The 21,459-nt window shown below is 52.5% G+C and carries 24 protein-coding genes; 12 read left to right on the top strand and 12 right to left on the bottom strand.

The window, feature by feature from the left end:
- Positions 1-29: 29 nt before the first annotated feature.
- Positions 30-287, bottom strand: coding sequence for a glutaredoxin 1 (gene grxA / locus ACJHWT_RS13030; protein WP_001195231.1), 258 nt, complete (start codon positions 285-287; stop codon positions 30-32).
- Between the two features lie 159 nt (positions 288-446).
- Between grxA and ACJHWT_RS13025 the strand changes: the two genes are divergently transcribed.
- The 10 genes from ACJHWT_RS13025 (at position 447) to rlmC (ending at position 9,178) form a co-directional block, all read left to right on the top strand.
- Positions 447-734 carry a DUF1418 family protein gene (locus ACJHWT_RS13025; protein ID WP_001201578.1) on the top strand — a complete coding sequence of 96 codons (288 nt, stop codon included), beginning with the start codon at positions 447-449 and terminating at the stop codon, positions 732-734.
- Positions 718-1,440, top strand: coding sequence for a nitroreductase NfsA (gene nfsA, locus ACJHWT_RS13020; RefSeq protein ID WP_000189166.1), 723 nt, complete (start codon positions 718-720; stop codon positions 1,438-1,440). Before ACJHWT_RS13025 ends, nfsA begins: the two co-directional genes overlap by 17 nt.
- 60 nt (positions 1,441-1,500) lie before the next feature.
- A complete protein-coding gene (gene rimK, locus ACJHWT_RS13015; protein WP_000684321.1) occupies positions 1,501-2,403 on the top strand; it encodes a 30S ribosomal protein S6--L-glutamate ligase in 903 nt (300 codons plus the stop codon).
- Between the two features lie 87 nt (positions 2,404-2,490).
- The gene (locus tag ACJHWT_RS13010) at positions 2,491-2,967 is read left to right on the top strand and encodes a YbjN domain-containing protein (protein ID WP_065203389.1); all 477 of its coding nucleotides are present in this window, start codon (positions 2,491-2,493) and stop codon (positions 2,965-2,967) included.
- Between the two features lie 349 nt (positions 2,968-3,316).
- Positions 3,317-4,429: a spermidine/putrescine ABC transporter substrate-binding protein PotF gene (gene potF / locus ACJHWT_RS13005; protein ID WP_000126102.1), complete on the top strand. Its 1,113-nt coding sequence runs from the start codon at positions 3,317-3,319 to the stop codon at positions 4,427-4,429.
- Positions 4,430-4,523: 94 nt separating this feature from the next.
- Positions 4,524-5,657: a putrescine ABC transporter ATP-binding subunit PotG gene (gene potG, locus ACJHWT_RS13000; RefSeq protein WP_000996007.1), complete on the top strand. Its 1,134-nt coding sequence runs from the start codon at positions 4,524-4,526 to the stop codon at positions 5,655-5,657.
- 9 nt (positions 5,658-5,666) lie between these two features.
- On the top strand, positions 5,667-6,620 hold the full coding sequence (gene potH, locus ACJHWT_RS12995; RefSeq protein ID WP_000105433.1) for a putrescine ABC transporter permease PotH: 954 nt from the start codon (positions 5,667-5,669) through the stop codon (positions 6,618-6,620).
- Positions 6,617-7,462 (top strand): putrescine ABC transporter permease PotI, encoded by an 846-nt coding sequence (gene potI, locus ACJHWT_RS12990; protein ID WP_001061658.1) that lies wholly within the window; start codon positions 6,617-6,619, stop codon positions 7,460-7,462. The genes potH and potI overlap by 4 nt, the downstream gene beginning before the upstream one ends.
- Before the next feature lie 59 nt (positions 7,463-7,521).
- A complete protein-coding gene (locus ACJHWT_RS12985) occupies positions 7,522-8,010 on the top strand; it encodes a YbjO family protein (RefSeq protein WP_000389260.1) in 489 nt (162 codons plus the stop codon).
- A 40-nt stretch (positions 8,011-8,050) separates the two neighbouring features.
- Complete coding sequence (gene rlmC, locus ACJHWT_RS12980) at positions 8,051-9,178, top strand: 23S rRNA (uracil(747)-C(5))-methyltransferase RlmC (RefSeq protein WP_001149700.1); 1,128 nt, start codon at positions 8,051-8,053, stop codon at positions 9,176-9,178.
- A gap of 28 nt (positions 9,179-9,206) precedes the next feature.
- Here rlmC and artJ read toward each other — a convergent pair whose 3' ends face one another.
- The 6 genes from artJ to ACJHWT_RS12950 form a co-directional block, all read right to left on the bottom strand.
- Positions 9,207-9,938 (bottom strand): arginine ABC transporter substrate-binding protein ArtJ, encoded by a 732-nt coding sequence (artJ, locus tag ACJHWT_RS12975; RefSeq protein ID WP_001295905.1) that lies wholly within the window; start codon positions 9,936-9,938, stop codon positions 9,207-9,209.
- A gap of 225 nt (positions 9,939-10,163) precedes the next feature.
- A complete protein-coding gene (gene artM / locus ACJHWT_RS12970; RefSeq protein ID WP_000464489.1) occupies positions 10,164-10,832 on the bottom strand; it encodes an arginine ABC transporter permease ArtM in 669 nt (222 codons plus the stop codon).
- A complete protein-coding gene (gene artQ, locus ACJHWT_RS12965) occupies positions 10,832-11,548 on the bottom strand; it encodes an arginine ABC transporter permease ArtQ (protein ID WP_001001691.1) in 717 nt (238 codons plus the stop codon). The genes artM and artQ overlap by 1 nt, the downstream gene beginning before the upstream one ends.
- A gap of 6 nt (positions 11,549-11,554) precedes the next feature.
- Entirely contained in the window at positions 11,555-12,286 is a 732-nt protein-coding gene (gene artI / locus ACJHWT_RS12960; protein ID WP_000756575.1) for an arginine ABC transporter substrate-binding protein ArtI, read from the bottom strand.
- A gap of 17 nt (positions 12,287-12,303) precedes the next feature.
- Entirely contained in the window at positions 12,304-13,032 is a 729-nt protein-coding gene (artP, locus tag ACJHWT_RS12955) for an arginine ABC transporter ATP-binding protein ArtP (protein WP_000027205.1), read from the bottom strand.
- A 217-nt stretch (positions 13,033-13,249) separates the two neighbouring features.
- On the bottom strand, positions 13,250-13,765 hold the full coding sequence (locus ACJHWT_RS12950) for a lipoprotein (protein ID WP_001298306.1): 516 nt from the start codon (positions 13,763-13,765) through the stop codon (positions 13,250-13,252).
- A gap of 125 nt (positions 13,766-13,890) precedes the next feature.
- Here ACJHWT_RS12950 and ACJHWT_RS12945 point away from each other — a divergent pair, with 125 nt between their 5' ends.
- Positions 13,891-14,214 carry a heavy metal-binding domain-containing protein gene (locus ACJHWT_RS12945; RefSeq protein WP_001160731.1) on the top strand — a complete coding sequence of 108 codons (324 nt, stop codon included), beginning with the start codon at positions 13,891-13,893 and terminating at the stop codon, positions 14,212-14,214.
- Positions 14,211-15,041 carry an N-acetylmuramoyl-L-alanine amidase AmiD gene (gene amiD / locus ACJHWT_RS12940; protein WP_001255192.1) on the top strand — a complete coding sequence of 277 codons (831 nt, stop codon included), beginning with the start codon at positions 14,211-14,213 and terminating at the stop codon, positions 15,039-15,041. Before ACJHWT_RS12945 ends, amiD begins: the two co-directional genes overlap by 4 nt.
- On the opposite strand, the gene ACJHWT_RS12935 is transcribed toward amiD, so the two are convergent.
- From ACJHWT_RS12935 to hcr, 5 genes are all read right to left on the bottom strand, one after another.
- Complete coding sequence (locus ACJHWT_RS12935) at positions 15,038-16,051, bottom strand: NAD-dependent epimerase/dehydratase family protein (RefSeq protein ID WP_001338420.1); 1,014 nt, start codon at positions 16,049-16,051, stop codon at positions 15,038-15,040. The two genes, amiD and ACJHWT_RS12935, sit on opposite strands and share 4 nt — an antisense overlap.
- Positions 16,052-16,149: 98 nt before the next feature.
- Entirely contained in the window at positions 16,150-17,580 is a 1,431-nt protein-coding gene (locus ACJHWT_RS12930) for an SDR family oxidoreductase (RefSeq protein ID WP_001136507.1), read from the bottom strand.
- Between the two features lie 10 nt (positions 17,581-17,590).
- Positions 17,591-18,592, bottom strand: coding sequence for a low-specificity L-threonine aldolase (ltaE, locus tag ACJHWT_RS12925; RefSeq protein ID WP_000566378.1), 1,002 nt, complete (start codon positions 18,590-18,592; stop codon positions 17,591-17,593).
- Positions 18,593-18,628: 36 nt separating this feature from the next.
- Positions 18,629-20,347 (bottom strand): ubiquinone-dependent pyruvate dehydrogenase, encoded by a 1,719-nt coding sequence (gene poxB, locus ACJHWT_RS12920; protein WP_000815360.1) that lies wholly within the window; start codon positions 20,345-20,347, stop codon positions 18,629-18,631.
- 132 nt (positions 20,348-20,479) lie between these two features.
- Positions 20,480-21,448 carry an NADH oxidoreductase gene (gene hcr, locus ACJHWT_RS12915; protein ID WP_000178672.1) on the bottom strand — a complete coding sequence of 323 codons (969 nt, stop codon included), beginning with the start codon at positions 21,446-21,448 and terminating at the stop codon, positions 20,480-20,482.
- Positions 21,449-21,459 lie beyond the last annotated feature (11 nt).

Raw genomic sequence — 21,459 nt, 5'->3', positions numbered from 1 at the left:
AGCCCTCAACGCGAGGGCTTGTCAGACGATCAGGCGTCCAGATTCTCTTTCACCCATGCAGCAAAATCGGTATAGCCGCCGATATGTTGCTGATCGACAAAAATCTGCGGCACGGTTTCTACGGGTTTTCCTGCCTTTTGTTGTAGATCTTCTTTAGTGATCCCTTCCGCACGAATATCTACATACTGATACTGGAAATCATCGCGTTCATTGCTCAATTTCTCAGCCAGATCTTTTGCACGCACACAGTAAGGGCAACCCGGACGACCAAAAATAACGGTTTGCATTATTTCTCTCCTCATAGATTTATACCTGTAATGATCACGCTAAAATGTATTCGCTGAAAGTAGGTTTAACCTGTTGCATTAATTGCTAAAAGCTATAACTGTTAAACACAATACAGTGAAAAGTTTTAGACTGAAGGCTCACTTTGCAGAGGGAAGCGTATGCGCGCGATCGGTAAATTGCCTAAAAGTGTGTTGATACTGGAATTTATCGGAATGATGTTGCTGGCGGTGGCGCTGCTGTCGGTAAGCGACTCCCTGTCGCTACCTGAGCCATTTTCTCGACCAGAAGTGCAGATTCTGATGGTTTTTCTCGGTGTTTTGCTCATGCTTCCCGCTGCGGTGGTGGTGATTCTTCAGGTGGCAAAACGTCTTGCCCCACAGCTGATGAACCATCCACCGCAATATTCACGTTCAGAAAGAGAAAAAGATAATGACGCCAACCATTGAACTTATTTGTGGCCATCGCTCCATTCGCCATTTCACTGATGAACCCATTTCCGAAGCGCAGCGTGAGGCGATTATTAACAGCGCCCGTGCGACGTCCAGTTCCAGTTTTTTGCAGTGCAGTAGCATTATTCGCATTACCGACAAAGCGTTACGTGAAGAACTGGTGACGCTGACCGGCGGGCAAAAACACGTAGCGCAAGCGGCGGAGTTTTGGGTGTTCTGTGCCGACTTTAACCGTCATTTACAGATCTGTCCGGATGCTCAGCTCGGCCTGGCGGAACAACTGTTGCTCGGTGTCGTTGATACGGCAATGATGGCGCAGAATGCATTAACCGCAGCGGAATCGCTGGGATTGGGCGGGGTATATATCGGCGGCCTGCGCAATAATATTGAAGCGGTGACGGAACTGCTGAAATTACCGCAGCATGTTCTGCCGCTGTTTGGGCTGTGCCTTGGCTGGCCTGCGGATAATCCGGATCTTAAGCCGCGTTTACCGGCCTCCATTTTGGTGCATGAAAACAGCTATCAACCGCTGGATAAAGACGCACTGGCGCAGTATGACGAGCAACTGGCGCAATATTACCTCACTCGTGGCAGCAATAATCGCCGGGATACCTGGAGCGATCATATCCGCCGAACAATCATTAAAGAAAGCCGCCCATTTATTCTGGATTATTTGCACAAACAGGGTTGGGCGACGCGCTAAAACTGCCACGTCGATGTATGATACGCGGGCTTTTGACCAGGTCTGACAGAGAGGTGCAGGGTGAAAATTGCCATATTGTCCCGGGATGGAACGCTCTATTCGTGTAAGCGGCTGCGTGAAGCCGCTATACAGCGCGGTCACCTGGTTGAAATTCTTGATCCGCTTTCTTGCTACATGAACATAAATCCTGCGGCGTCTTCTATTCACTACAAAGGCCGCAAGTTACCCCATTTTGACGCAGTGATCCCGCGTATTGGCACCGCCATTACCTTTTATGGGACGGCGGCACTGCGCCAGTTCGAGATGCTGGGGAGCTATCCGCTCAATGAGTCGGTCGCCATTGCCCGGGCGCGTGACAAATTGCGTTCCATGCAACTGCTGGCGCGTCAGGGCATCGACCTGCCTGTCACGGGCATTGCGCATTCGCCGGATGATACCAGCGATTTAATCGACATGGTCGGTGGTGCGCCGCTGGTGGTCAAGCTGGTTGAAGGCACGCAGGGAATTGGTGTCGTGCTGGCGGAGACGCGTCAGGCGGCGGAAAGCGTGATTGACGCTTTCCGCGGTCTGAACGCGCATATTCTGGTGCAGGAATATATCAAAGAGGCGCAAGGGTGCGATATCCGCTGTCTGGTTGTTGGCGATGAAGTAGTCGCTGCGATTGAACGGCGAGCGAAAGAGGGCGATTTTCGTTCCAATTTGCATCGTGGCGGCGCGGCAAGCGTCGCCAGTATCACACCACAGGAGCGTGAAATCGCGATAAAAGCCGCGCGAACGATGGCGCTGGACGTTGCTGGTGTGGATATTCTGCGTGCTAATCGCGGGCCGTTGGTGATGGAAGTGAATGCGTCGCCAGGGCTGGAAGGAATAGAAAAAACCACCGGTATCGACATCGCGGGTAAAATGATCCGCTGGATCGAACGCCACGCTACGACAGAATATTGCCTGAAAACGGGTGGTTAGTCGCAATCACATTACTGATCATGGTTTTGCCTGCGCTTTTTGCGTAAGCTGTGCCGGTCTTTTTATCGGAAGAGGTTGTACAAAATTATGACATCGCTGGTCGTTCCTGGTCTGGATACGTTGCGTCAATGGCTCGATGACCTGGGGATGAGTTTTTTTGAATGTGATAACTGTCAGGCTCTGCATCTGCCCCATATGCAGAATTTCGACGGTGTCTTTGATGCTAAAATCGATCTGATCGATAACACGATCCTGTTTTCTGCCATGGCGGAAGTCCGACCTTCAGCCGTATTGCCGCTGGCGGCGGATTTATCAGCCATCAATGCCAGTTCGCTGACCGTGAAAGCATTTCTTGATATGCAGGATGATAATCTGCCAAAGCTGGTGGTTTGCCAGTCTTTATCCGTTATGCAGGGCATAACCTATGAGCAGTTTGCATGGTTCGTGCGTCAGAGCGAAGAGCAGATTTCGATGGTCATTCTTGAAGCTAATGCCCATCAACTGCTGTTACCGACTGACGATGAAGGGCAAAATAACGTTACCGAAAACTATTTCCTCCACTGATAACTCCTTTCGAGCACGCAGTCGCTGCCGCAGTGACTGCGTGCCGCAAAATTATCCGCTGTTTTAACCTTTTATTAAAGATTAATTCACTTCTCTTGTGCCGATTTGGCTTTATCACATAGAGCAAATACGCATAAAAATTTGTTAAATACCGTTTTTTAATCCGAGCTATAGTCTCAAACCCTGGCTAAAGTTATTCTTGCGATGCTTTTATATAGCGAGCAGTGCTGGCCGGGAGAGAGTTCTCTTTTCTTACACCGCGCCGATAAAAAATATGCACGTTTATTGCATATCTTTCAGTGTGACAACTTTTGTTCGTTTGTTAACGAACTTTCAGAAGGAAAGAGATATGACCGCCTTAAATAAAAAATGGCTATCGGGTCTGGTTACGGGTGCTCTGATGGCCGTCTCTGTCGGCACGCTCGCGGCTGAACAAAAAACACTTCACATTTATAACTGGTCTGATTATATCGCCCCGGACACGGTGGCCAATTTTGAAAAAGAAACCGGTATTAAAGTCGTCTACGATGTTTTCGACTCTAACGAAGTACTGGAAGGCAAATTAATGGCGGGTAGCACCGGCTTTGACCTGGTGGTGCCGTCAGCAAGCTTTCTTGAACGCCAGTTGACTGCGGGAGTTTTCCAGCCGCTGGATAAAAGCAAATTGCCGGAGTGGAAGAATCTCGATCCGGAGCTGCTGAAGTTGGTCGCCAAACACGATCCCGACAATAAATTTGCTATGCCCTATATGTGGGCGACGACCGGGATTGGCTATAACGTCGATAAAGTTAAAGCGGTGCTGGGCGAAAACGCGCCCGTCGATAGCTGGGACTTGATCCTCAAACCTGAAAATCTGGAAAAACTGAAAAGCTGCGGTGTCTCTTTCCTCGATGCGCCAGAAGAAGTGTTTGCTACCGTGCTGAATTATCTCGGCAAAGATCCTAACAGCACTAAAGCGGATGATTACACCGGACCGGCTACCGATCTGCTGTTAAAGCTGCGCCCGAACATTCGTTATTTCCATTCATCCCAATACATCAATGATCTGGCGAATGGTGACATCTGTGTCGCTATTGGCTGGGCGGGCGATGTCTGGCAGGCGTCAAACCGCGCGAAGGAAGCGAAGAATGGCGTGAATGTCTCGTTCTCGATTCCAAAAGAAGGGGCGATGGCGTTCTTTGATGTCTTCGCCATGCCTGCGGATGCCAAAAACAAAGACGAAGCCTATCAGTTCCTGAATTACCTGCTGCGTCCTGATGTGGTGGCACATATCTCTGACCATGTGTTCTATGCTAACGCCAATAAAGCAGCCACGCCGCTGGTGAGTGCGGAAGTCCGTGATAACCCGGGTATTTATCCGCCTGCGGATGTTCGTGCGAAGCTGTTCACTCTGAAAGTGCAGGACCCGAAAATCGACCGTGTGCGCACCCGCGCGTGGACCAAAGTGAAGAGCGGAAAATAATCCGCAGCCGTAGATGCCGGACGGGCGCACCACACCCGCCGGCAATTCGCACCATCATGGTGCGCTTGCACACATTCAATGCCGGAGAGCAGCCGTGAATGACGCTATCCCTCGCCCGCAGGCGAAAACCCGTAAGGCGCTGACGCCGCTATTAGAAATCCGTAACCTGACCAAATCCTACGATGGTCAACATGCGGTGGATGATGTCAGCCTGACCATCTACAAAGGTGAAATCTTCGCGCTGCTGGGCGCATCCGGCTGTGGCAAGTCCACGCTGCTGCGTATGCTGGCAGGTTTTGAACAACCTTCTGCCGGGCAGATTATGCTCGATGGCGTCGATTTGTCACAGGTGCCGCCTTACCTGCGCCCCATCAATATGATGTTTCAGTCTTACGCGCTGTTTCCGCATATGACCGTGGAACAGAACATCGCTTTTGGCCTGAAACAGGACAAACTACCGAAAGCGGAAATTGCCAGCCGGGTCAATGAGATGCTTGGGCTGGTGCATATGCAGGAGTTCGCCAAACGCAAACCGCATCAGCTTTCCGGTGGTCAGCGTCAGCGTGTGGCCCTGGCCAGAAGCCTTGCCAAGCGCCCGAAACTATTACTGCTCGATGAGCCGATGGGCGCGCTGGATAAAAAGCTGCGTGACCGGATGCAGCTTGAAGTGGTGGATATTCTGGAGCGTGTCGGTGTGACTTGTGTGATGGTCACCCACGATCAGGAAGAGGCGATGACCATGGCGGGGCGTATCGCCATTATGAATCGTGGGAAATTTGTCCAGATTGGCGAACCGGAAGAGATCTACGAGCATCCGACCACCCGCTATAGCGCTGAATTTATCGGTTCGGTTAATGTCTTTGAAGGTGTACTCAAAGAGCGTCAGGAAGATGGTCTGGTGCTTTATTCGCCGGGACTGGTGCACCCACTGAAAGTCGATGCAGATGCTTCAGTGGTTGATAACGTGCCGGTACACGTAGCGCTGCGTCCGGAAAAAATCATGCTTTGCGAAGAGCCGCCCGCCAATGGTTGTAACTTCGCGGTGGGGGAGGTGATACACATTGCCTATCTCGGCGATCTTTCGGTGTATCACGTTCGTCTGAAAAGTGGGCAGATGATCAGCGCCCAGCTACAAAACGCCCATCGTCATCGTAAAGGGTTACCGACCTGGGGCGACGAAGTACGTTTGTGCTGGGAAGTGGACAGCTGTGTGGTGCTGACGGTTTAAGGAGCAAAGATGAGTACACTTGAACCTGCTGCCCAGTCGAAACCGCCGGGCGGATTTAAGCTGTGGTTGTCGCAGCTGCAAATGAAGCATGGGCGCAAACTGGTCATTGCGTTGCCATATATCTGGTTGATCTTGCTGTTTCTGCTGCCATTTCTGATCGTCTTTAAAATAAGCCTGGCGGAGATGGCGCGCGCTATTCCACCTTATACCGAATTGATGGAGTGGGCTGACGGGCAACTTTCTATCACTCTTAATCTCGGTAATTTTCTGCAACTGACCGACGATCCGCTCTATTTTGATGCTTATCTCCAGTCGTTACAGGTGGCGGCGATTTCGACTATTTGCTGTTTACTGATCGGCTATCCGCTGGCGTGGGCGGTGGCGCACAGTAAGCCTTCGACCCGTAATATCTTATTACTACTGGTGATCCTGCCGTCGTGGACCTCGTTTCTGATTCGTGTCTACGCCTGGATGGGAATATTAAAAAACAACGGTGTGCTGAATAATTTTCTGCTGTGGCTGGGGGTTATCGATCAACCGCTGACCATTCTGCATACCAACTTTGCGGTTTATATTGGCATTGTTTACGCCTACGTGCCGTTTATGGTGCTGCCGATTTACACCGCGTTGATTCGTATTGATTATTCGCTGGTAGAAGCGGCACTGGATCTCGGTGCACGACCGCTGAAAACGTTCTTTACCGTGATCATGCCACTCACCAAAGGGGGGATTATTGCCGGATCGATGCTGGTGTTTATCCCTGCTGTGGGCGAGTTTGTGATCCCGGAACTGCTCGGTGGCCCGGACAGCATCATGATCGGGCGCGTGCTGTGGCAGGAGTTCTTTAACAACCGCGACTGGCCGGTAGCCTCGGCGGTAGCGATCATCATGTTGCTGCTGCTAATTGTGCCGATAATGTGGTTTCACAAACACCAGCAAAAAAGCGTGGGAGAACACGGATGAATAATTTACCGGTTGTTCGTTCGCCCTGGCGGATTGTGATTTTGCTGCTGGGCTTCACCTTTCTCTACGCGCCAATGCTGATGCTGGTTATCTATTCATTCAACAGCTCGAAACTGGTGACGGTGTGGGCCGGCTGGTCAACGCGCTGGTATGGCGAATTATTGCGCGATGACGCGATGATGAGTGCGGTTGGTTTAAGTCTGACAATTGCAGCCTGTGCGGCAACGGCAGCGGCGATCCTCGGGACGATTGCGGCGGTGGTGTTGGTGCGTTTTGGCAGGTTTCGCGGATCAAATGGTTTTGCCTTTATGATCACCGCGCCGCTGGTGATGCCAGATGTCATCACGGGGTTGTCGCTGTTGTTGTTATTCGTCGCGCTTGCTCATGCTATTGGCTGGCCTGCGGACCGCGGTATGCTCACCATCTGGCTGGCGCATGTCACTTTCTGTACGGCTTATGTGGCAGTCGTTATTTCGTCGCGTCTGCGGGAACTGGATCGCTCGATAGAAGAAGCCGCGATGGATCTCGGTGCGACGCCGCTGAAAGTGTTTTTTGTCATTACGCTACCGATGATCATGCCCGCGATCATTTCTGGCTGGTTACTGGCTTTTACTTTGTCGCTTGATGATCTGGTGATCGCCAGCTTTGTTTCCGGGCCGGGAGCCACCACGTTACCGATGCTGGTCTTTTCCAGCGTGCGGATGGGGGTGAATCCGGAAATCAACGCCCTGGCAACATTGATCCTCGGCGCGGTCGGAATTGTCGGATTTATCGCCTGGTATCTGATGGCGCGCGCAGAAAAACAGCGGATACGCGACATCCAGCGTGCAAGACGTGGCTGAAGACACTAAAATTTGCCAACCTGGCTACATAATGCCGCGCATGTCGCGGCATTGTTTTCATGGAAGACGAAACGTTGGGATTTTTTAAGAAAACATCTTCATCTCATGCTCGCCTGAATGTGCCTGCGCTGGTGCAGGTGGCGGCGCTCGCCATTATTATGATCCGTGGCCTCGACGTGCTGATGATTTTCAATACGCTGGGCGTGCGCGGTATTGGCGAGTTCATTCATCGCAGCGTACAAACCTGGAGTTTAACGCTGGTCTTTTTGAGCAGTCTGGTGCTGGTTTTCATTGAGATCTGGTGTGCGTTTTCACTGGTGAAAGGGCGTCGCTGGGCGCGCTGGCTGTATCTGTTGACACAAATCACAGCCGCAAGTTACTTGTGGGCGGCCTCGCTGGGGTATGGTTATCCGGAGCTGTTCAGCATTCCCGGTGAATCAAAACGTGAAATCTTCCATAGTCTGATGCTGCAGAAGTTGCCGGATATGCTCATCCTGATGCTGCTGTTCGTTCCCTCGACCAGTCGGCGGTTCTTCCAGTTGCAATAATGTGTATAATCGTCGCCCCTGATGATGTGAAGGTCAATGTATGCAGTGCGCACTTTACGACGCGGGTCGCTGTCGTTCCTGTCAGTGGATAACGCAGCCGATTCCAGAGCAACTCTCCGCTAAAACCGCCGATCTTAAAAATCTGCTCGCCGACTTTCCGGTTGAGGAATGGTGCGCGCCGGTGTCAGGCCCGGAACAAGGGTTTCGTAATAAAGCCAAAATGGTGGTGAGTGGTAGCGTTGAAAAACCACTGCTCGGTATGCTGCATCGCGACGGCACGCCGGAAGACCTTTGTGACTGTCCGCTTTATCCTGCCTCATTTGCGCCCGTTTTTGCGGCGCTAAAACCGTTTATCGCCCGAGCGGGGTTAACGCCCTACAACGTGGCGCGTAAGCGTGGCGAACTGAAATACATTCTGCTGACTGAAAGCCAGAGCGATGGCGGCATGATGCTGCGCTTTGTACTGCGTTCTGATACCAAGCTGGCGCAACTGCGTAAGGCGCTGCCGTTGTTACAGGAACAACTACCGCAGCTGAAAGTTATTACCGTCAATATTCAGCCGGTACATATGGCGATTATGGAAGGGGAGACGGAGATTTACCTGACTGAACAACAGGCGCTGGCAGAGCGTTTTAATGACGTACCGCTGTGGATCCGTCCGCAAAGTTTCTTCCAGACTAATCCGGCGGTCGCCAGCCAGTTGTACGCCACCGCGCGCGACTGGGTACGACAGCTGCCGGTTAAACATATGTGGGATCTGTTCTGCGGTGTGGGGGGCTTTGGTTTACACTGCGCGACGCCTGACATGCAGTTAACCGGGATCGAAATTGCGCCAGAGGCCATTGCCTGTGCAAAGCAGTCAGCCGCTGAACTGGGCTTAACGCGTTTGCAATTTCAGGCGCTGGACTCCACTCAGTTTGCCACTGCTCAGGGGGAGGTGCCGGAGCTGGTGCTGGTTAACCCGCCGCGCCGCGGCATCGGTAAACCGCTGTGTGATTATCTCTCAACGATGGCACCGCGTTTTATTATCTACTCCAGCTGTAACGCCCAAACCATGGTGAAAGATATCCGCGAACTGCCAGGTTACCGCATCGAACGGGTACAGCTTTTTGATATGTTCCCGCACACTGCGCATTACGAAGTGCTGACACTGCTGGTTAAGCAATAAAAAAGCCGCAGGTGCGGCTTTCTGAATCTTACTGCGGGAACCACTGGTCATTGATTTTCTGATATGTACCGTCAGCTTTAATTGCTGCCAGCGCGTTATTCAGTTTTTCCAGCAGAGCTTTGTTATCCGGACGTACAGCGATACCCAGGCCGGTGCCGAAGTATTGCGGATCGGTCACTTTTTCAGTCGCAACGCCCAGTTGTGGGTTGGTTTTCAGCCATTCATTAACCACCGCTGTGTCACCAAATACCCCATCAATACGGCCATTTTTCAGATCGATAAAGGCATTCTGATAACTGTCATAGGAGACGGTTTTCACTTCCGGGTGCTGATCCTGAATATATTTCTGGTGCGTGGTGCCGTTTTCCATCCCAATACGTTTGCCTTTCAGATCGGCAAACGTTTTGTAGGTATCTTTTTTGGCAATCACGACGGCTGAGTTTTCGTAGTAGGGCGTGGTAAACGATACCTGTTTGCTACGCTCCGGCGTGATATCCATTCCGGAGATTACGGCGTCATATTTTCTGAATTTCAGTGACGGGATCAGGCTGTCGAACGCGTGATTAGTAAAAGTACATTCTGCCTGCATTTGTTTGCACAAGGCTTTTGCCAGGTCGATATCAAAGCCGACAATCTCATTATTAGCACCTATAGATTCAAAGGGTGGATAGGTGGCTGAAACGCCAAAATTGATTTTCTCTGCGGCAGAAGCACCGAAAGTAAAAGAAGCAAGTAAAGCGGCAAGAACTAACTTTTTCATGATGGAACTCCCGTCTGTCAATCTTATGATTTTTGGCCGTGTCTGCGGCATGGGATAACAATGCCATCAAGTGAATTTATATGCAATAAATATGATTAAATAATTTAAATGAAATAAAAAAAGACGGACAGCTTAGTGAGTTGTCCGTCTTCATTATAAGAATTTATGCACTATGTAGGCCGGATAAGGCGTCCACGCCGCATCCGGCATCAGCACGCAGCCAAATTAATTCCTTCGCTCAAACGCCAGTGCTTTACGCTCGATCAGACGCATCATCAGCGTCAGCAGACCGTTAACAATCAGGTAAATAATCCCTGCCGCACCGAACACCATGACATCGTAGGTGCGTCCGTACAACAACTGGCTGTATCCCATCACTTCCATCAGCGTAATGGTGTAAGCCAGAGAAGTACTTTTGAACACCAGCACCACTTCGTTGGAATAAGAAGAGAGCGAGCGTTTAAACGCGTACGGCAGCAGGATCGCCAGCGTATCTTTTTTGCTCATTCCCAGGGCGCTACAGGACTGCCACTGACCTTCCGGGATCGCGCGAATCGCACCGTAAAACAGCTGCGTGGTGTACGCCGCACTGTTCAGCGACAACGCAATCAGCGCACATAACCACGGTTCTGACAACAAATGCCACAGTGCCGGATACTCCTGCAACGTCGGGAACTGGCCCGGTCCGTAATAAATCAGGAAGATCTGCACCAGCAGCGGCGTACCGGTAAACAGCGTGATATAGCCCCGTACCAGCCACACTAGCACCGGCGTTTTCAGCGTCAGGATGATGGTAAAAATCAATGCCAGAATCAGTGCCACAATCAGCGAGGCAACGGTTAGCGTCAGGCTGGTGTGCAGCCCTTTCATCAGTTCGGGTAAATACTCAAACATTAGCTGGGCCTCCGCTCAAAACGTGTCGCGCGCAGGTCAATGCGTTTGAGAATGTACTGACTGAGCAGGGTGATCACCAGGTAAATCGCCGCCGCCACAATGTACCAGGTAAATGGTTCCTGGGTACGGGTAGCGATGCTTTTGGTTTGTAGCATTAAATCATTCACACTAATCAAACTGACCAGCGCGGTATCTTTCAGCAGCACCAGCCACTGGTTACCGAGACCAGGCAGCGCATGACGCCACATCTGCGGCATCACCAGACGGAAAAAGATAGCCGATTTCGACAGCCCCAGCGCCTGACCAGATTCCCACTGGCCCACCGGCACCGCTTTCAACGCGCCGCGCAGCGTTTGCGAGGCATAGGCGGCATACAGCAGCGACAGAGCGATGACACCACAAAGGAACGGGCTAACGTCGAAGTTCTCAATGTCCATCTGCACTGGGATCTGCACGAACCCAAGATTGATAGTGAAGCCATCCGAAAGCGTCAGCAGCAGCTGCGAGGAGCCAAAATAGATAAACAGCACCACCAGAATTTCTGGCAGGCCACGCAGAATGGTTACCAGCGCTGAACCTGCCCACGCGACAGGACGCCATTTTGCAGACTCCCATACCGCAAAGAACATCGCCAGCGCCAGCCCGACAATCAATGCACAAACGGCAAGGCCGACGGTCATCCCGGCGGCGCTTGCTAAAGGAAAAAATTCATTCATCAGGAATTACTTCTGGAACCATTTGTTATAGATGGTTTCGTAAGTGCCATCTTTCTTCACTTTTTCCAGCGCAGTGTTGAGTTTCTGCTGCAGTTCAGTGTTGCCCTGGCGTACTGCGATGCCGAGGCCAGTACCGAAGTAATCTTTATCGGTCACTTTATCGCCCACTGCCGCCAGTTTCGGGTTGTCTTTCAGCCACTCGGTGACCACTGCGGTGTCACCGAATACGCTGTCGATACGACCGTTTTGCAGATCCAGTTTTGCGTTCTGGTAGCTGTCATACGGAACGGTGGTGATTTCCGGGTGCTTATCCATAATGAACTTCTGGTGTGTCGTCCCGTTCTGAACGCCGACTTTTTTGCCTTTCAGCTGATCAACACTAGTGTATTTACCCTGCTGACCCACAAACAGGGCAGAGTTGTCATAGTAAGGGGTGGTAAACAGCACCTGCTTTTCACGTTCTGGGGTGATATCCATCCCGGCCATCACTGCTTCTACGCGACGGAATTTCAGGCTTGGGATCAGGCTGTCAAACGCCTGGTTAGAGAAAGTACAGGTTGCATCAATCTCTTTACACAGCGCCTGTGCCAGGTCGACGTCAAAACCAACGATCTGGTTGTTTGCATCAATCGATTCAAACGGAGGATAGGAGGCTTCGGTAGCAAAACGAATGGTTTCGGCAGCTGTGGCGGAAAGACTAAAACCTGCAATTAACGCGGCAATCAGAACTTTTTTCATTGTTGTTATCCCGAATCTTAGTGAGAGAGATAGTTTTTAAATGCTTCGGTTTGCGGCTCGGTAAAGCAGCTCGCGTCGCCTTGTTCTACGATATGACCGTTTTCCATATACACCACTCGGCTGGCGGTTTTACGCGCCACTTCAACTTCGTGGGTGACGATCACCTGGGTAATATTCGTTTCTGCCAACTCACGAATGATGCTGACGATTTGTGCCGTAATTTCCGGGTCCAGTGCGGCGGTCGGTTCATCGAACAGCAGTACCTGCGGTTCCATCATCAACGCACGGGCAATAGCAACACGCTGCTGCTGACCACCAGAAAGATGCAGCGGGTAACGATCGCTATAAGGTTTGAGACGCAGACGTTCCAGCAGTTTTTCTGCACGGGCCAGCGCCTGATCTTTGCTCAACCCCAGTACACGGCAGGGCGCTTCAATCAGGTTTTGCTGCACGGTCAGATGCGGCCACAGGTTGTATTGCTGAAACACCATGCCAACGTTACGACGCAAATCGCGAATCGCTTTGTCAGAGGGTGTTTTGGTGAAATCGAAATGGTTGCCTGCAATGTTGAGCGTACCGGAGCGCGGCATCTCAAGCAGATTGAGTACACGCAGCAGCGAGCTTTTACCCGCGCCGCTGGGGCCAAGTAACACCAGCGTTTCGCCCTGTGGGCAATCCAGCGTGATATCGAACAGCGCCTGATGCGCGCCGTAGAAGCAATTAATGCCGTTTAATTGAATACTCATTGACACTCGTATACTGGCAGTCTGATAGCTATTGAGGTCGAAGATAGTACCTTTGACAGAATAATTATGCAATATTTCTGCTTTAAAAGTTAAAAGCAAAGCGCATTATTCAATAAACATAGCACAAAATAACGGGGGCGGTGGTCGGCGAGCATAAATGTCGGCATTCCTCACGAAATGCCGTACAATTTACGGGGTTTATTGGTTGATCAAGACGTTAGCGATTCTCGATGGACTGACGGAGCGTACCCGCTGTGGCATGAACGCTACCGCCTAAGTAGCGCACATCGTCGATGACCCAACACTGGCCTTCCTGAATCATTAACACTTCATCCTGCCAGCCCTGGTCACCCTGCTTGAGATCCACGCGCAATGGAATGTTACGGGCATCACGATTAGGGATAGTCGATGCACTGGCAACGTGGGCGCTGTCTGGCAAGGTGGTTCGACTGGAGAACGGATCGCTGCTTAACAATTCACGATGACTATTATCGCGGCTGGCATCGCTAAGTAGGGTTGCCAGTTTGTCACTCAAATAGGGGCGCAGAGCGGTAATGTCATTGCCGCGATGTTGAATGCGGTAGTCATAGAACTGTTGAGCCACGCTATCAGGCCCCCCCTGGACACAGGAACCGGTGCGGGGGCCGTTATCTTTATAAGCTGGCGTGACGGTGGTACAGGCACTGAGTAGCAGTGCGCAAGGGATAAGCATGGTCAATTTGCTATAGCGCATGATGATTTCCTTATAAGCGAACACCTTGAAAGCGTTCTACGATAATAATGATATCCTTTCAATAATAGCGTATCAGTCCGATAATGCTTTGAAGATCGAAGGCTTAGCAAACAAGGAGATCGATCATGCAATTTTCTACAACCCCAACTCTGGAAGGCCAGACCATCGTCGAATATTGCGGTGTGGTGACCGGCGAAGCGATTTTAGGTGCCAATATTTTCCGTGATTTCTTTGCCGGTATCCGCGATATCGTTGGCGGACGCTCCGGGGCTTATGAAAAAGAATTGCGTAAAGCGCGGGAGATCGCCTTTGAGGAGCTCGGCGATCAGGCCCGGGCGCTGGGGGCTGATGCCGTAGTCGGTATTGATATCGACTACGAAACGGTCGGGCAAAATGGCAGTATGCTGATGGTTAGCGTCAGCGGTACGGCGGTGAAAACGCGTCGATGAGAAGAGTCTTTTGGCTGGTCGCTGTCGCTCTGTTACTGGCAGGGTGTGCAGGCGAAAAAGGCATTGTCGAGAAAGAGGGATATCAGCTTGATACCCGACGCCAGGCGCAGGCGGCGTATCCGCGCATTAAAGTGCTGGTTATCCACTACACCGCAGATGATTTTGATAGCTCGCTGGCGACACTGACCGATAAGCAGGTCAGCTCGCATTATCTGGTCCCTGCGGTACCACCGCGATACAACGGTAAACCGCGCATCTGGCAACTGGTGCCGGAACAGGAACTGGCCTGGCATGCGGGGATTAGCGCCTGGCGCGGGGCAACGCGTCTTAACGACACCTCTATTGGCATTGAGCTGGAAAACCGTGGCTGGCAAAAATCATCCGGAGTGAAATATTTTGCCCCGTTTGAACAGGCACAGATTCAGGCGCTTATTCCGCTGGCGAAAGATATTATTGCCCGTTATCACATCAAGCCGGAAAACGTAGTGGCGCATGCGGATATTGCGCCGCAGCGCAAAGACGATCCGGGGCCGTTATTCCCCTGGCAACAACTGGCGCAGCAGGGGATTGGTGCCTGGCCGGATGCGCAGCGGGTGAACTTTTACCTTGCCGGGCGCGCGCCGCACACACTGGTAGATACCGCATCATTACTGGAGCTTTTGGCGCGCTACGGTTATGACGTTAAACCTGATATGACACCGCGCGAGCAGCGGCGCGTGATTATGGCGTTCCAGATGCATTTCCGCCCGACGTTATACAACGGCGAAGCGGATGCAGAAACTCAGGCGATTGCCGAAGCGTTGCTGGAGAAATACGGGCAGGATTAGCGCGGCAGTTTTCCGTGGTCGCGTAGCCAGGCGGCAGTTTTCTCGATACCTTCATCCAGGGTGATGACCGGCTGATAACCTAACTCTTCCTGCGCGCGCGTAATATCCAGCGTAAAGTCAAAATTCAACTTGGAGACGCCGTAGTGGGTCAGCGGCGGCTCTTTTGCTGACTTGCGGCCTAAACGCTCCATGCTGCGGGCGATCATATCCAGCATCGGGTAGGGGACGGAACGAATACGACAGTCAATATTCAACTCGTCGATCAGCTTCTGCACGATGCTGCGCAGTGTGCGATGCTCGCCGTTGGTGATGTTGTACACACGCCCGGAAGGTAGCTTATCGCAGGCTTCCTGGCTTGCCAGCCACATGGCGTGCACGGCATTTTCATAGTAGGTCATATCGACCAGCGCACTGCCGCCATGCGGTAACAGAATGCTGCCGTAGTGGTGCATCATATGCGCCAGACGGGGAATAAAGACTTTATCGTGCGGTCCGAACAGACTTTGTGGGCGCAGAATAGTAAAGCGCGTTTGTGGATTCGCCTGCGAAAGCATATTGATCACCTCTTCGCTGGCTGCTTTGCTGCGGGCAAACTCGTTGGCGAAGCGGTGAGGGCGAAAATCTTCTTTAATATCGCGATGGTGGTGATAATCGAAGTACAGGGAGGGGGAAGAGATATGAATAAAGTTACGCACACCCCAGGCGACAGCCCATTCACCCAGGCGGCGAGTGGCGCGAACGTTAGCCAGATCGAAAGCCTGTTGTGTCCCCCAGGGCGAGGTAAAGCTGGAGCAGTGCCACAGCGTATCAATGCCCGCGAGCATCACTTTAGCTTGTGATGAGACCAGCTCGGTCAGATCCGCCGGAACAAACTCTGCGCCCATTTTTTCCAGCAATTTACCCATTGCCTCGTTGCGACCGGTCGCTCGCACGCTGATGCCTTTCTGGCATAAAAACTCTACCGCGTTTCGACCTAAGCCGCTGGTGGCGCCGGTAACCAGTACCTTCATATCAATCCACTGTTGTTGAGAAAATAACGTGCGCATTCTTCCGTGATTTCCCCCATGATGCAATGGGAAACATGAAAGAATAACGCAGGTTTTGTCGATTAATCTGTGCTTTGTTCTGCCAGTCTGGCGATTCGTTTTGCCATTCCGCGAAAAATAAACAGATGCGCGGGGATCATCAATAACCAGTAAAACAGCCCCGGCATACCGTGCGGATGCCAGAATGCGCGAACATCGATAGTACGATAGTCACCTTTATCTTCCAGGGTAAAACACAGTCGTCCCAGCCCCGGCGCTTTCATGCCAAATAACAGCGTAAGTTGTTTTTCCGGTTCAACGACAATCACTTTCCAGCTATCCACCGCATCGCCGGTCTGCAAATATTCACGCTCCGGGCGGCCTTTCGCCAGCTTATGACCGATCGCGCGGTCCATCAACGCCCGGGTTTGCCACAAAATATTGCCAAAGAAATAACGCTCTTTACCGCCGATTTGATTCACCACCTGCCATAAAGCCGCAAGGCTGGCGGACGTTTTAACGGTAAACCCCGCCTGTTTGGCGAAATAACCGTACTCCGGTCGCCAGCGGGCAAAGGCCTGAGCGTCGTATCCCCAGTCGCTGGAGTTGACCAGCTTTTCTTCCTCTTTCAGGGTGCGACGTACCGCGTCATCGAAAGCAATCAGCCGTTGTGGGATGAGTGCACGTAACGCGGTGTCATCCGCCAGCAGATCATGTTTCAGCCCCTGAATCAACGCTTTGGCGGTGGTGGGCGGTACGGAAGTAATCACATTGAGAAACCACACCGAAATCCAGCGGGTCGGAAAGGGGATGGGGATCAACCAGCGGCGCTTACCGCTCACCGCCATAAAATGTTCAAACTGTTGCTGATAACTGAGCACTTCTGGTCCGGCGGCTTCGAAGATGCGATGTTCGCTGGCCGGATGATCTAACAGCGCCACCAGATAGTGCAGCAAGTTTTCCAGCGCGATGGGCGTGGTGCGTGAACGAACCCAGCGTGGCGGCGTTAACACTGGCAGGTTGTAGACCATATCGCGCATGACTTCGAACGCCGCTGAACCTGCACCAACGATTATTCCGGCACGCAATTCGGTCACCGGGACACCCGCTTCACGAAGAATATCCGCCGTAGCCTGACGGGCGCGCAGATGGTCAGACTGCTCATGTGCCGGGGCCTGCAACGAACTGAGAAAGATTAATTGCTTAACTGGGACTTCACGTAGCGCATCGCGGACGTTGAGAGCCACCTGGCGCTCCTGAGCGATAAAATCGCCGCCTTCGCCCATGCTGTGCACCAGAAAATAGACCGTATCGATATCCTGCAACAGGGCCGGAAGGTTATCCGGCCAGCTGAGATCGACTTTATGGCAACTGACGTTTGCCAGTTGCAGTTTTGCAAGCCTGTCGACATGACGTGCCGCCGCCAGGATCTGATGCCCCTGCTGGCTGAGTGTGTGCACCAGATGCTGACCAATATAGCCACTGGCACCGAGAACTAAAATGCGTTGCGGCACGTCTCCCTCCTTAACGCGCCAGGAATGCGCGCCAGTGGGCGGCGACTTCCGCCAGTTGTGCACGCGAGACGTCAAGATGGGTCACCAGGCGGACAATCGGCGAGGCGTTAATCAGCACGTTTCTCGCTTTCATGTATTCGCCTAACGCGGCAGCATTTTCTTCCCCGACGCGAACAAACAGCATATTGGTGTCCTGACGCATCACATCCGCGCCTGCTTCACGCAACTGCTCCGCCATCCAGGCGGCGTTGTCGTGGTCTTCCTGTAAGCGCGCGACGTTATTTTTCAGGGCATACATCCCGGCGGCAGCCAGAATGCCGGACTGGCGCATCCCGCCGCCGGTCATTTTCCGCCAGCGGATGGCGCGTTTAATGTAATCACGATTACCGACGAGTAATGAACCGACTGGCGTCCCAAGACCTTTCGACAGGCAAATGGTGAACGAATCACAATATTGCGTGATCTCTTTCAGTTCGCAGCCGTAAGCCACCACGGCATTAAAGATGCGCGCACCGTCAACATGCAGCGCCAGATTGCGCTCGCGAGTAAATTCCCATGCTTCTTTCAGGTATTCCCGCGGCAACACTTTGCCGTTGTGGGTGTTTTCCAGACTGAGTAATTTGGTGCGGGCGAAATGGATATCGTCGGGTTTGATCTTCATCGCCACTTTATCCAGAGGTAGCGTGCCGTCGGCAGCCGCGTCGATGGGTTGCGGCTGAATACTGCCCAGCACTGCTGCGCCACCGGCTTCAAACAGATAGTTATGCGCGGCCTGACCGACGATATACTCTTCGCCGCGTTCGCAGTGACTGAGCAGAGCGACCAGGTTGGCCTGAGTGCCGGTAGGCAGAAAAATGGCGGCTTCTTTACCGGAAAGCTCTGCTGCATAGTCCTGCAGAGCATTAACGGTAGGGTCGTCTCCGTAAACGTCGTCCCCAACCGGGGCGGCCATCATCGCTTCGAGCATGGCGCGGCTCGGTCGGGTAACGGTATCACTGCGTAAATCAATCATGGCATGTCCTTATTATGACGGGAAATGCCACCCTTTTTACCTTAGCCAGTTTGTTTTCGCCAGTTCGATCACTTCATCACCGCGTCCGCTGATGATTGCGCGCAACATATACAGGCTGAAACCTTTGGCCTGTTCGAGTTTGATCTGCGGTGGAATGGCTAACTCTTCTTTGGCGACCACCACATCCACCATCACCGGACCGTCGATGGAGAAGGCGCGTTGCAGGGCTTCATCGACTTCAGAGGCTTTTTCTACACGAATACCCGTAATGCCGCACGCTTCGGCAATGCGGGCAAAGTTGGTGTCGTGCAGCTCAGTACCGTCTGTCAGGTAGCCTCCGGCTTTCATCTCCATCGCCACAAAGCCCAGCACGCTGTTATTAAAGACGATAATTTTCACCGGCAGTTTCATCTGCACTACTGAGAGGAAATCGCCCATCAACATGCTAAAACCGCCATCGCCGCACATGGCGACCACCTGACGTTCCGGCTCGGTTGCCTGCGCACCCAGCGCCTGCGGCATGGCGTTAGCCATCGAACCGTGGTTAAACGAACCTAACAGGCGACGCTTGCCGTTCATTTTTAGATAACGTGCCGCCCACACCGTTGGCGTACCAACGTCACAGGTGAAAATAGCGTCATCGGCGGCAAAATGACTAATTTGCTGCGCCAGATATTGCGGGTGAATGGCTTTCTCGCTCGGTTTAGCTAAATCGTCCAGCCCTTTGCGGGCGTCGCGGTAATCTTCCAGCGCTTTATCCAGAAACTTGCGATCGGCTTTTTCTTCCACCAATGGCAGCAATGCACGCAGAGTCGACTTGATATCGCCGACCAGTGCCATATCCACCTTGCTGTGAGCGCCGATGCTGGCTGGGTTGATATCAATCTGAATAATTTTGGCATCGGTCGGGTAGAACGCACGGTAGGGAAACTGAGTACCGAGCAGCACTAACGTGTCGGCGTTCATCATGGTATGGAAACCTGACGAAAAGCCGATTAATCCCGTCATTCCAACATCATATGGATTATCGTATTCGACATGTTCTTTACCGCGCAGGGCATGGACTATAGGCGCTTTAATTTTCCCGGCAAACTCAACTAACTCTTTATGCGCCCCCGCACAGCCGCTGCCACACATCAGGGCGATATTGCTGGAATAACGCAGCAGCTGCGCCAGTTTGCGTAACTCTTCTTCTTCCGGTGTTACTACCGGCTGTGGCGCATGATACCAGTGGGTAGTTGCCCCTTCTGGCGCAGGTTTTAACGCCACGTCGCCCGGTAACACAACAACGGAAACGCCACGGTTAAGCACCGCTTTGCGCATAGCAATTGCCAGCACTTGTGGGATCTGCTCTGGGCTGGAAACCAGCTCGCAATAGTGACTACATTCGCGGAATAGCTCTTGTGGGTGGGTTTCCTGGAAATAGCCGCTGCCAATTTCGCTGGAGGGAATATGAGCGGCAATCGCCAGTACCGGAACGTGATTGCGGTGGCAATCGAACAGGCCGTTGATTAAGTGCAGGTTGCCGGGACCGCACGATCCGGCACAGACCGCCAGTTCTCCGCTAAGTTGTGCTTCAGCGCCAGCGGCAAATGCCGCCACTTCTTCATGCCGGGTGGACATCCACTCGATGGTGCCCATGCGATTAAGACTGTCACTAAGACCGTTCAGAGAGTCGCCCGTGACTCCCCAGATGCGTTTCACGCCTGCCGATTCGAGTGTTTTGGCGATATAAGCTGCAACCGTTTGTTTCATGGTTCTCCATCTCCTGAATGTGATAACGGTAACAAGTTTAGTTCATCTGACGGAGGGGGAAGGGATGGGAGAAAAAGGAGGCACTAACGGTTAAATAGCCCGATGAAAGGAATATCATCGGGCATCAGGCGATTATGCGAGAACCAAATCCCCCTGCGGATGGCAGGAGCAGGCCAGTACATAACCTTCAGCGATTTCGGCGTCGGTCAGCGTCATTGTGCTGCTCACCGTATATTCACCGGAAACCACTTTCGTCTTACAGCAGCCGCAAACACCTGCGCGGCAGGCGGCGACAACCGGAACGTTATTGCTTTCCAGCGCCTCCAGTAGCGTGGTGCCAACCGGGGCGTAAAATTCTCGTGCCGGTTGCAGTTTGGTGAATTTCAGACCGCTGGTCGCCGCTTCCGCTACTGGGGTGAAGAATTTCTCTTTAAAGAAACGCGTCACGCCGAGCGCTTTCACTTCCTGCTCTACCCAATCCATATATGGAGCAGGGCCACAGGTCATCACGGTACGTGAGGCTAAATCAGGGACACCTGCCAGCAGTTCGCGAGTGAGACGACCAGCGATAAAGCCTTCGGTAACGTTATTTTCCGCCACCAGCGTTACCGGATAGTTACGCCACTCATCGGCGAAAATCACATCCTGCGGCGTACGCACGTTGTAGATCACCTGCACATCGGCCTGTGGACGGTTCTTCGCCAGCCAGCGACGCATCGACATAATCGGCGTAACGCCGCAGCCTGCCGCCAGCAACAGGAATTTATCTTCTGCTTTATCATCGCAGGTAAATTCCCCCATCGCGTCCGAAAGCCAGAGATAATCACCGCGTTTTACATCGCGCGTCAGCCACTGGGAGCCGACACCGTCATCAATCCGCCGCACAGTCAGGGTGATGTATTCACTCACGCCTGGCGTGGAGGAAATGGTGTAAGCACGCAGCGTTTCCGCTGAGTTACGCACGCTGACCAGTGCATATTGCCCGGCGCGATATGGGTAGTAATCGTGGCAAATCAGGGAAATCGTCCACACATCCGGCGTTTCTTGCGTAATGTGATGAACCTGCATCCGCCACGGGCATTGATTCGTTGGCATCGTCATCGACAAACTCC

The sequence above is a fragment of the Escherichia sp. WS338 genome (genome assembly GCF_046486405.1).
Lineage (GTDB): Bacteria > Pseudomonadota > Gammaproteobacteria > Enterobacterales > Enterobacteriaceae > Escherichia > Escherichia coli.
Note: the sequence above shows the minus strand (reverse complement) of the source record. Positions and strands in the feature narration are given on the sequence as shown.

What these genes read in the sequence shown, in the direction of transcription:
- grxA (WP_001195231.1), bottom strand. Translation starts at nt 287, where the DNA reads ATGCAAACCGTTATTTTTGGTCGTCCGGGTTGCCCTTACTGTGTGCGT.
- ACJHWT_RS13025 (WP_001201578.1), top strand. Translation starts at nt 447, where the DNA reads ATGCGCGCGATCGGTAAATTGCCTAAAAGTGTGTTGATACTGGAATTT.
- nfsA (WP_000189166.1), top strand. Translation starts at nt 718, where the DNA reads ATGACGCCAACCATTGAACTTATTTGTGGCCATCGCTCCATTCGCCAT.
- ACJHWT_RS13010 (WP_065203389.1), top strand. Translation starts at nt 2,491, where the DNA reads ATGACATCGCTGGTCGTTCCTGGTCTGGATACGTTGCGTCAATGGCTC.
- potF (WP_000126102.1), top strand. Translation starts at nt 3,317, where the DNA reads ATGACCGCCTTAAATAAAAAATGGCTATCGGGTCTGGTTACGGGTGCT.
- potH (WP_000105433.1), top strand. Translation starts at nt 5,667, where the DNA reads ATGAGTACACTTGAACCTGCTGCCCAGTCGAAACCGCCGGGCGGATTT.
- potI (WP_001061658.1), top strand. Translation starts at nt 6,617, where the DNA reads ATGAATAATTTACCGGTTGTTCGTTCGCCCTGGCGGATTGTGATTTTG.
- ACJHWT_RS12985 (WP_000389260.1), top strand. Translation starts at nt 7,522, where the DNA reads ATGGAAGACGAAACGTTGGGATTTTTTAAGAAAACATCTTCATCTCAT.
- rlmC (WP_001149700.1), top strand. Translation starts at nt 8,051, where the DNA reads ATGCAGTGCGCACTTTACGACGCGGGTCGCTGTCGTTCCTGTCAGTGG.
- artJ (WP_001295905.1), bottom strand. Translation starts at nt 9,938, where the DNA reads ATGAAAAAGTTAGTTCTTGCCGCTTTACTTGCTTCTTTTACTTTCGGT.
- artM (WP_000464489.1), bottom strand. Translation starts at nt 10,832, where the DNA reads ATGTTTGAGTATTTACCCGAACTGATGAAAGGGCTGCACACCAGCCTG.
- artQ (WP_001001691.1), bottom strand. Translation starts at nt 11,548, where the DNA reads ATGAATGAATTTTTTCCTTTAGCAAGCGCCGCCGGGATGACCGTCGGC.
- artI (WP_000756575.1), bottom strand. Translation starts at nt 12,286, where the DNA reads ATGAAAAAAGTTCTGATTGCCGCGTTAATTGCAGGTTTTAGTCTTTCC.
- artP (WP_000027205.1), bottom strand. Translation starts at nt 13,032, where the DNA reads ATGAGTATTCAATTAAACGGCATTAATTGCTTCTACGGCGCGCATCAG.
- ACJHWT_RS12950 (WP_001298306.1), bottom strand. Translation starts at nt 13,765, where the DNA reads ATGCGCTATAGCAAATTGACCATGCTTATCCCTTGCGCACTGCTACTC.
- ACJHWT_RS12945 (WP_001160731.1), top strand. Translation starts at nt 13,891, where the DNA reads ATGCAATTTTCTACAACCCCAACTCTGGAAGGCCAGACCATCGTCGAA.
- amiD (WP_001255192.1), top strand. Translation starts at nt 14,211, where the DNA reads ATGAGAAGAGTCTTTTGGCTGGTCGCTGTCGCTCTGTTACTGGCAGGG.
- ACJHWT_RS12935 (WP_001338420.1), bottom strand. Translation starts at nt 16,051, where the DNA reads ATGAAGGTACTGGTTACCGGCGCCACCAGCGGCTTAGGTCGAAACGCG.
- ltaE (WP_000566378.1), bottom strand. Translation starts at nt 18,592, where the DNA reads ATGATTGATTTACGCAGTGATACCGTTACCCGACCGAGCCGCGCCATG.
- poxB (WP_000815360.1), bottom strand. Translation starts at nt 20,347, where the DNA reads ATGAAACAAACGGTTGCAGCTTATATCGCCAAAACACTCGAATCGGCA.
- hcr (WP_000178672.1), bottom strand. Translation starts at nt 21,448, where the DNA reads ATGACGATGCCAACGAATCAATGCCCGTGGCGGATGCAGGTTCATCAC.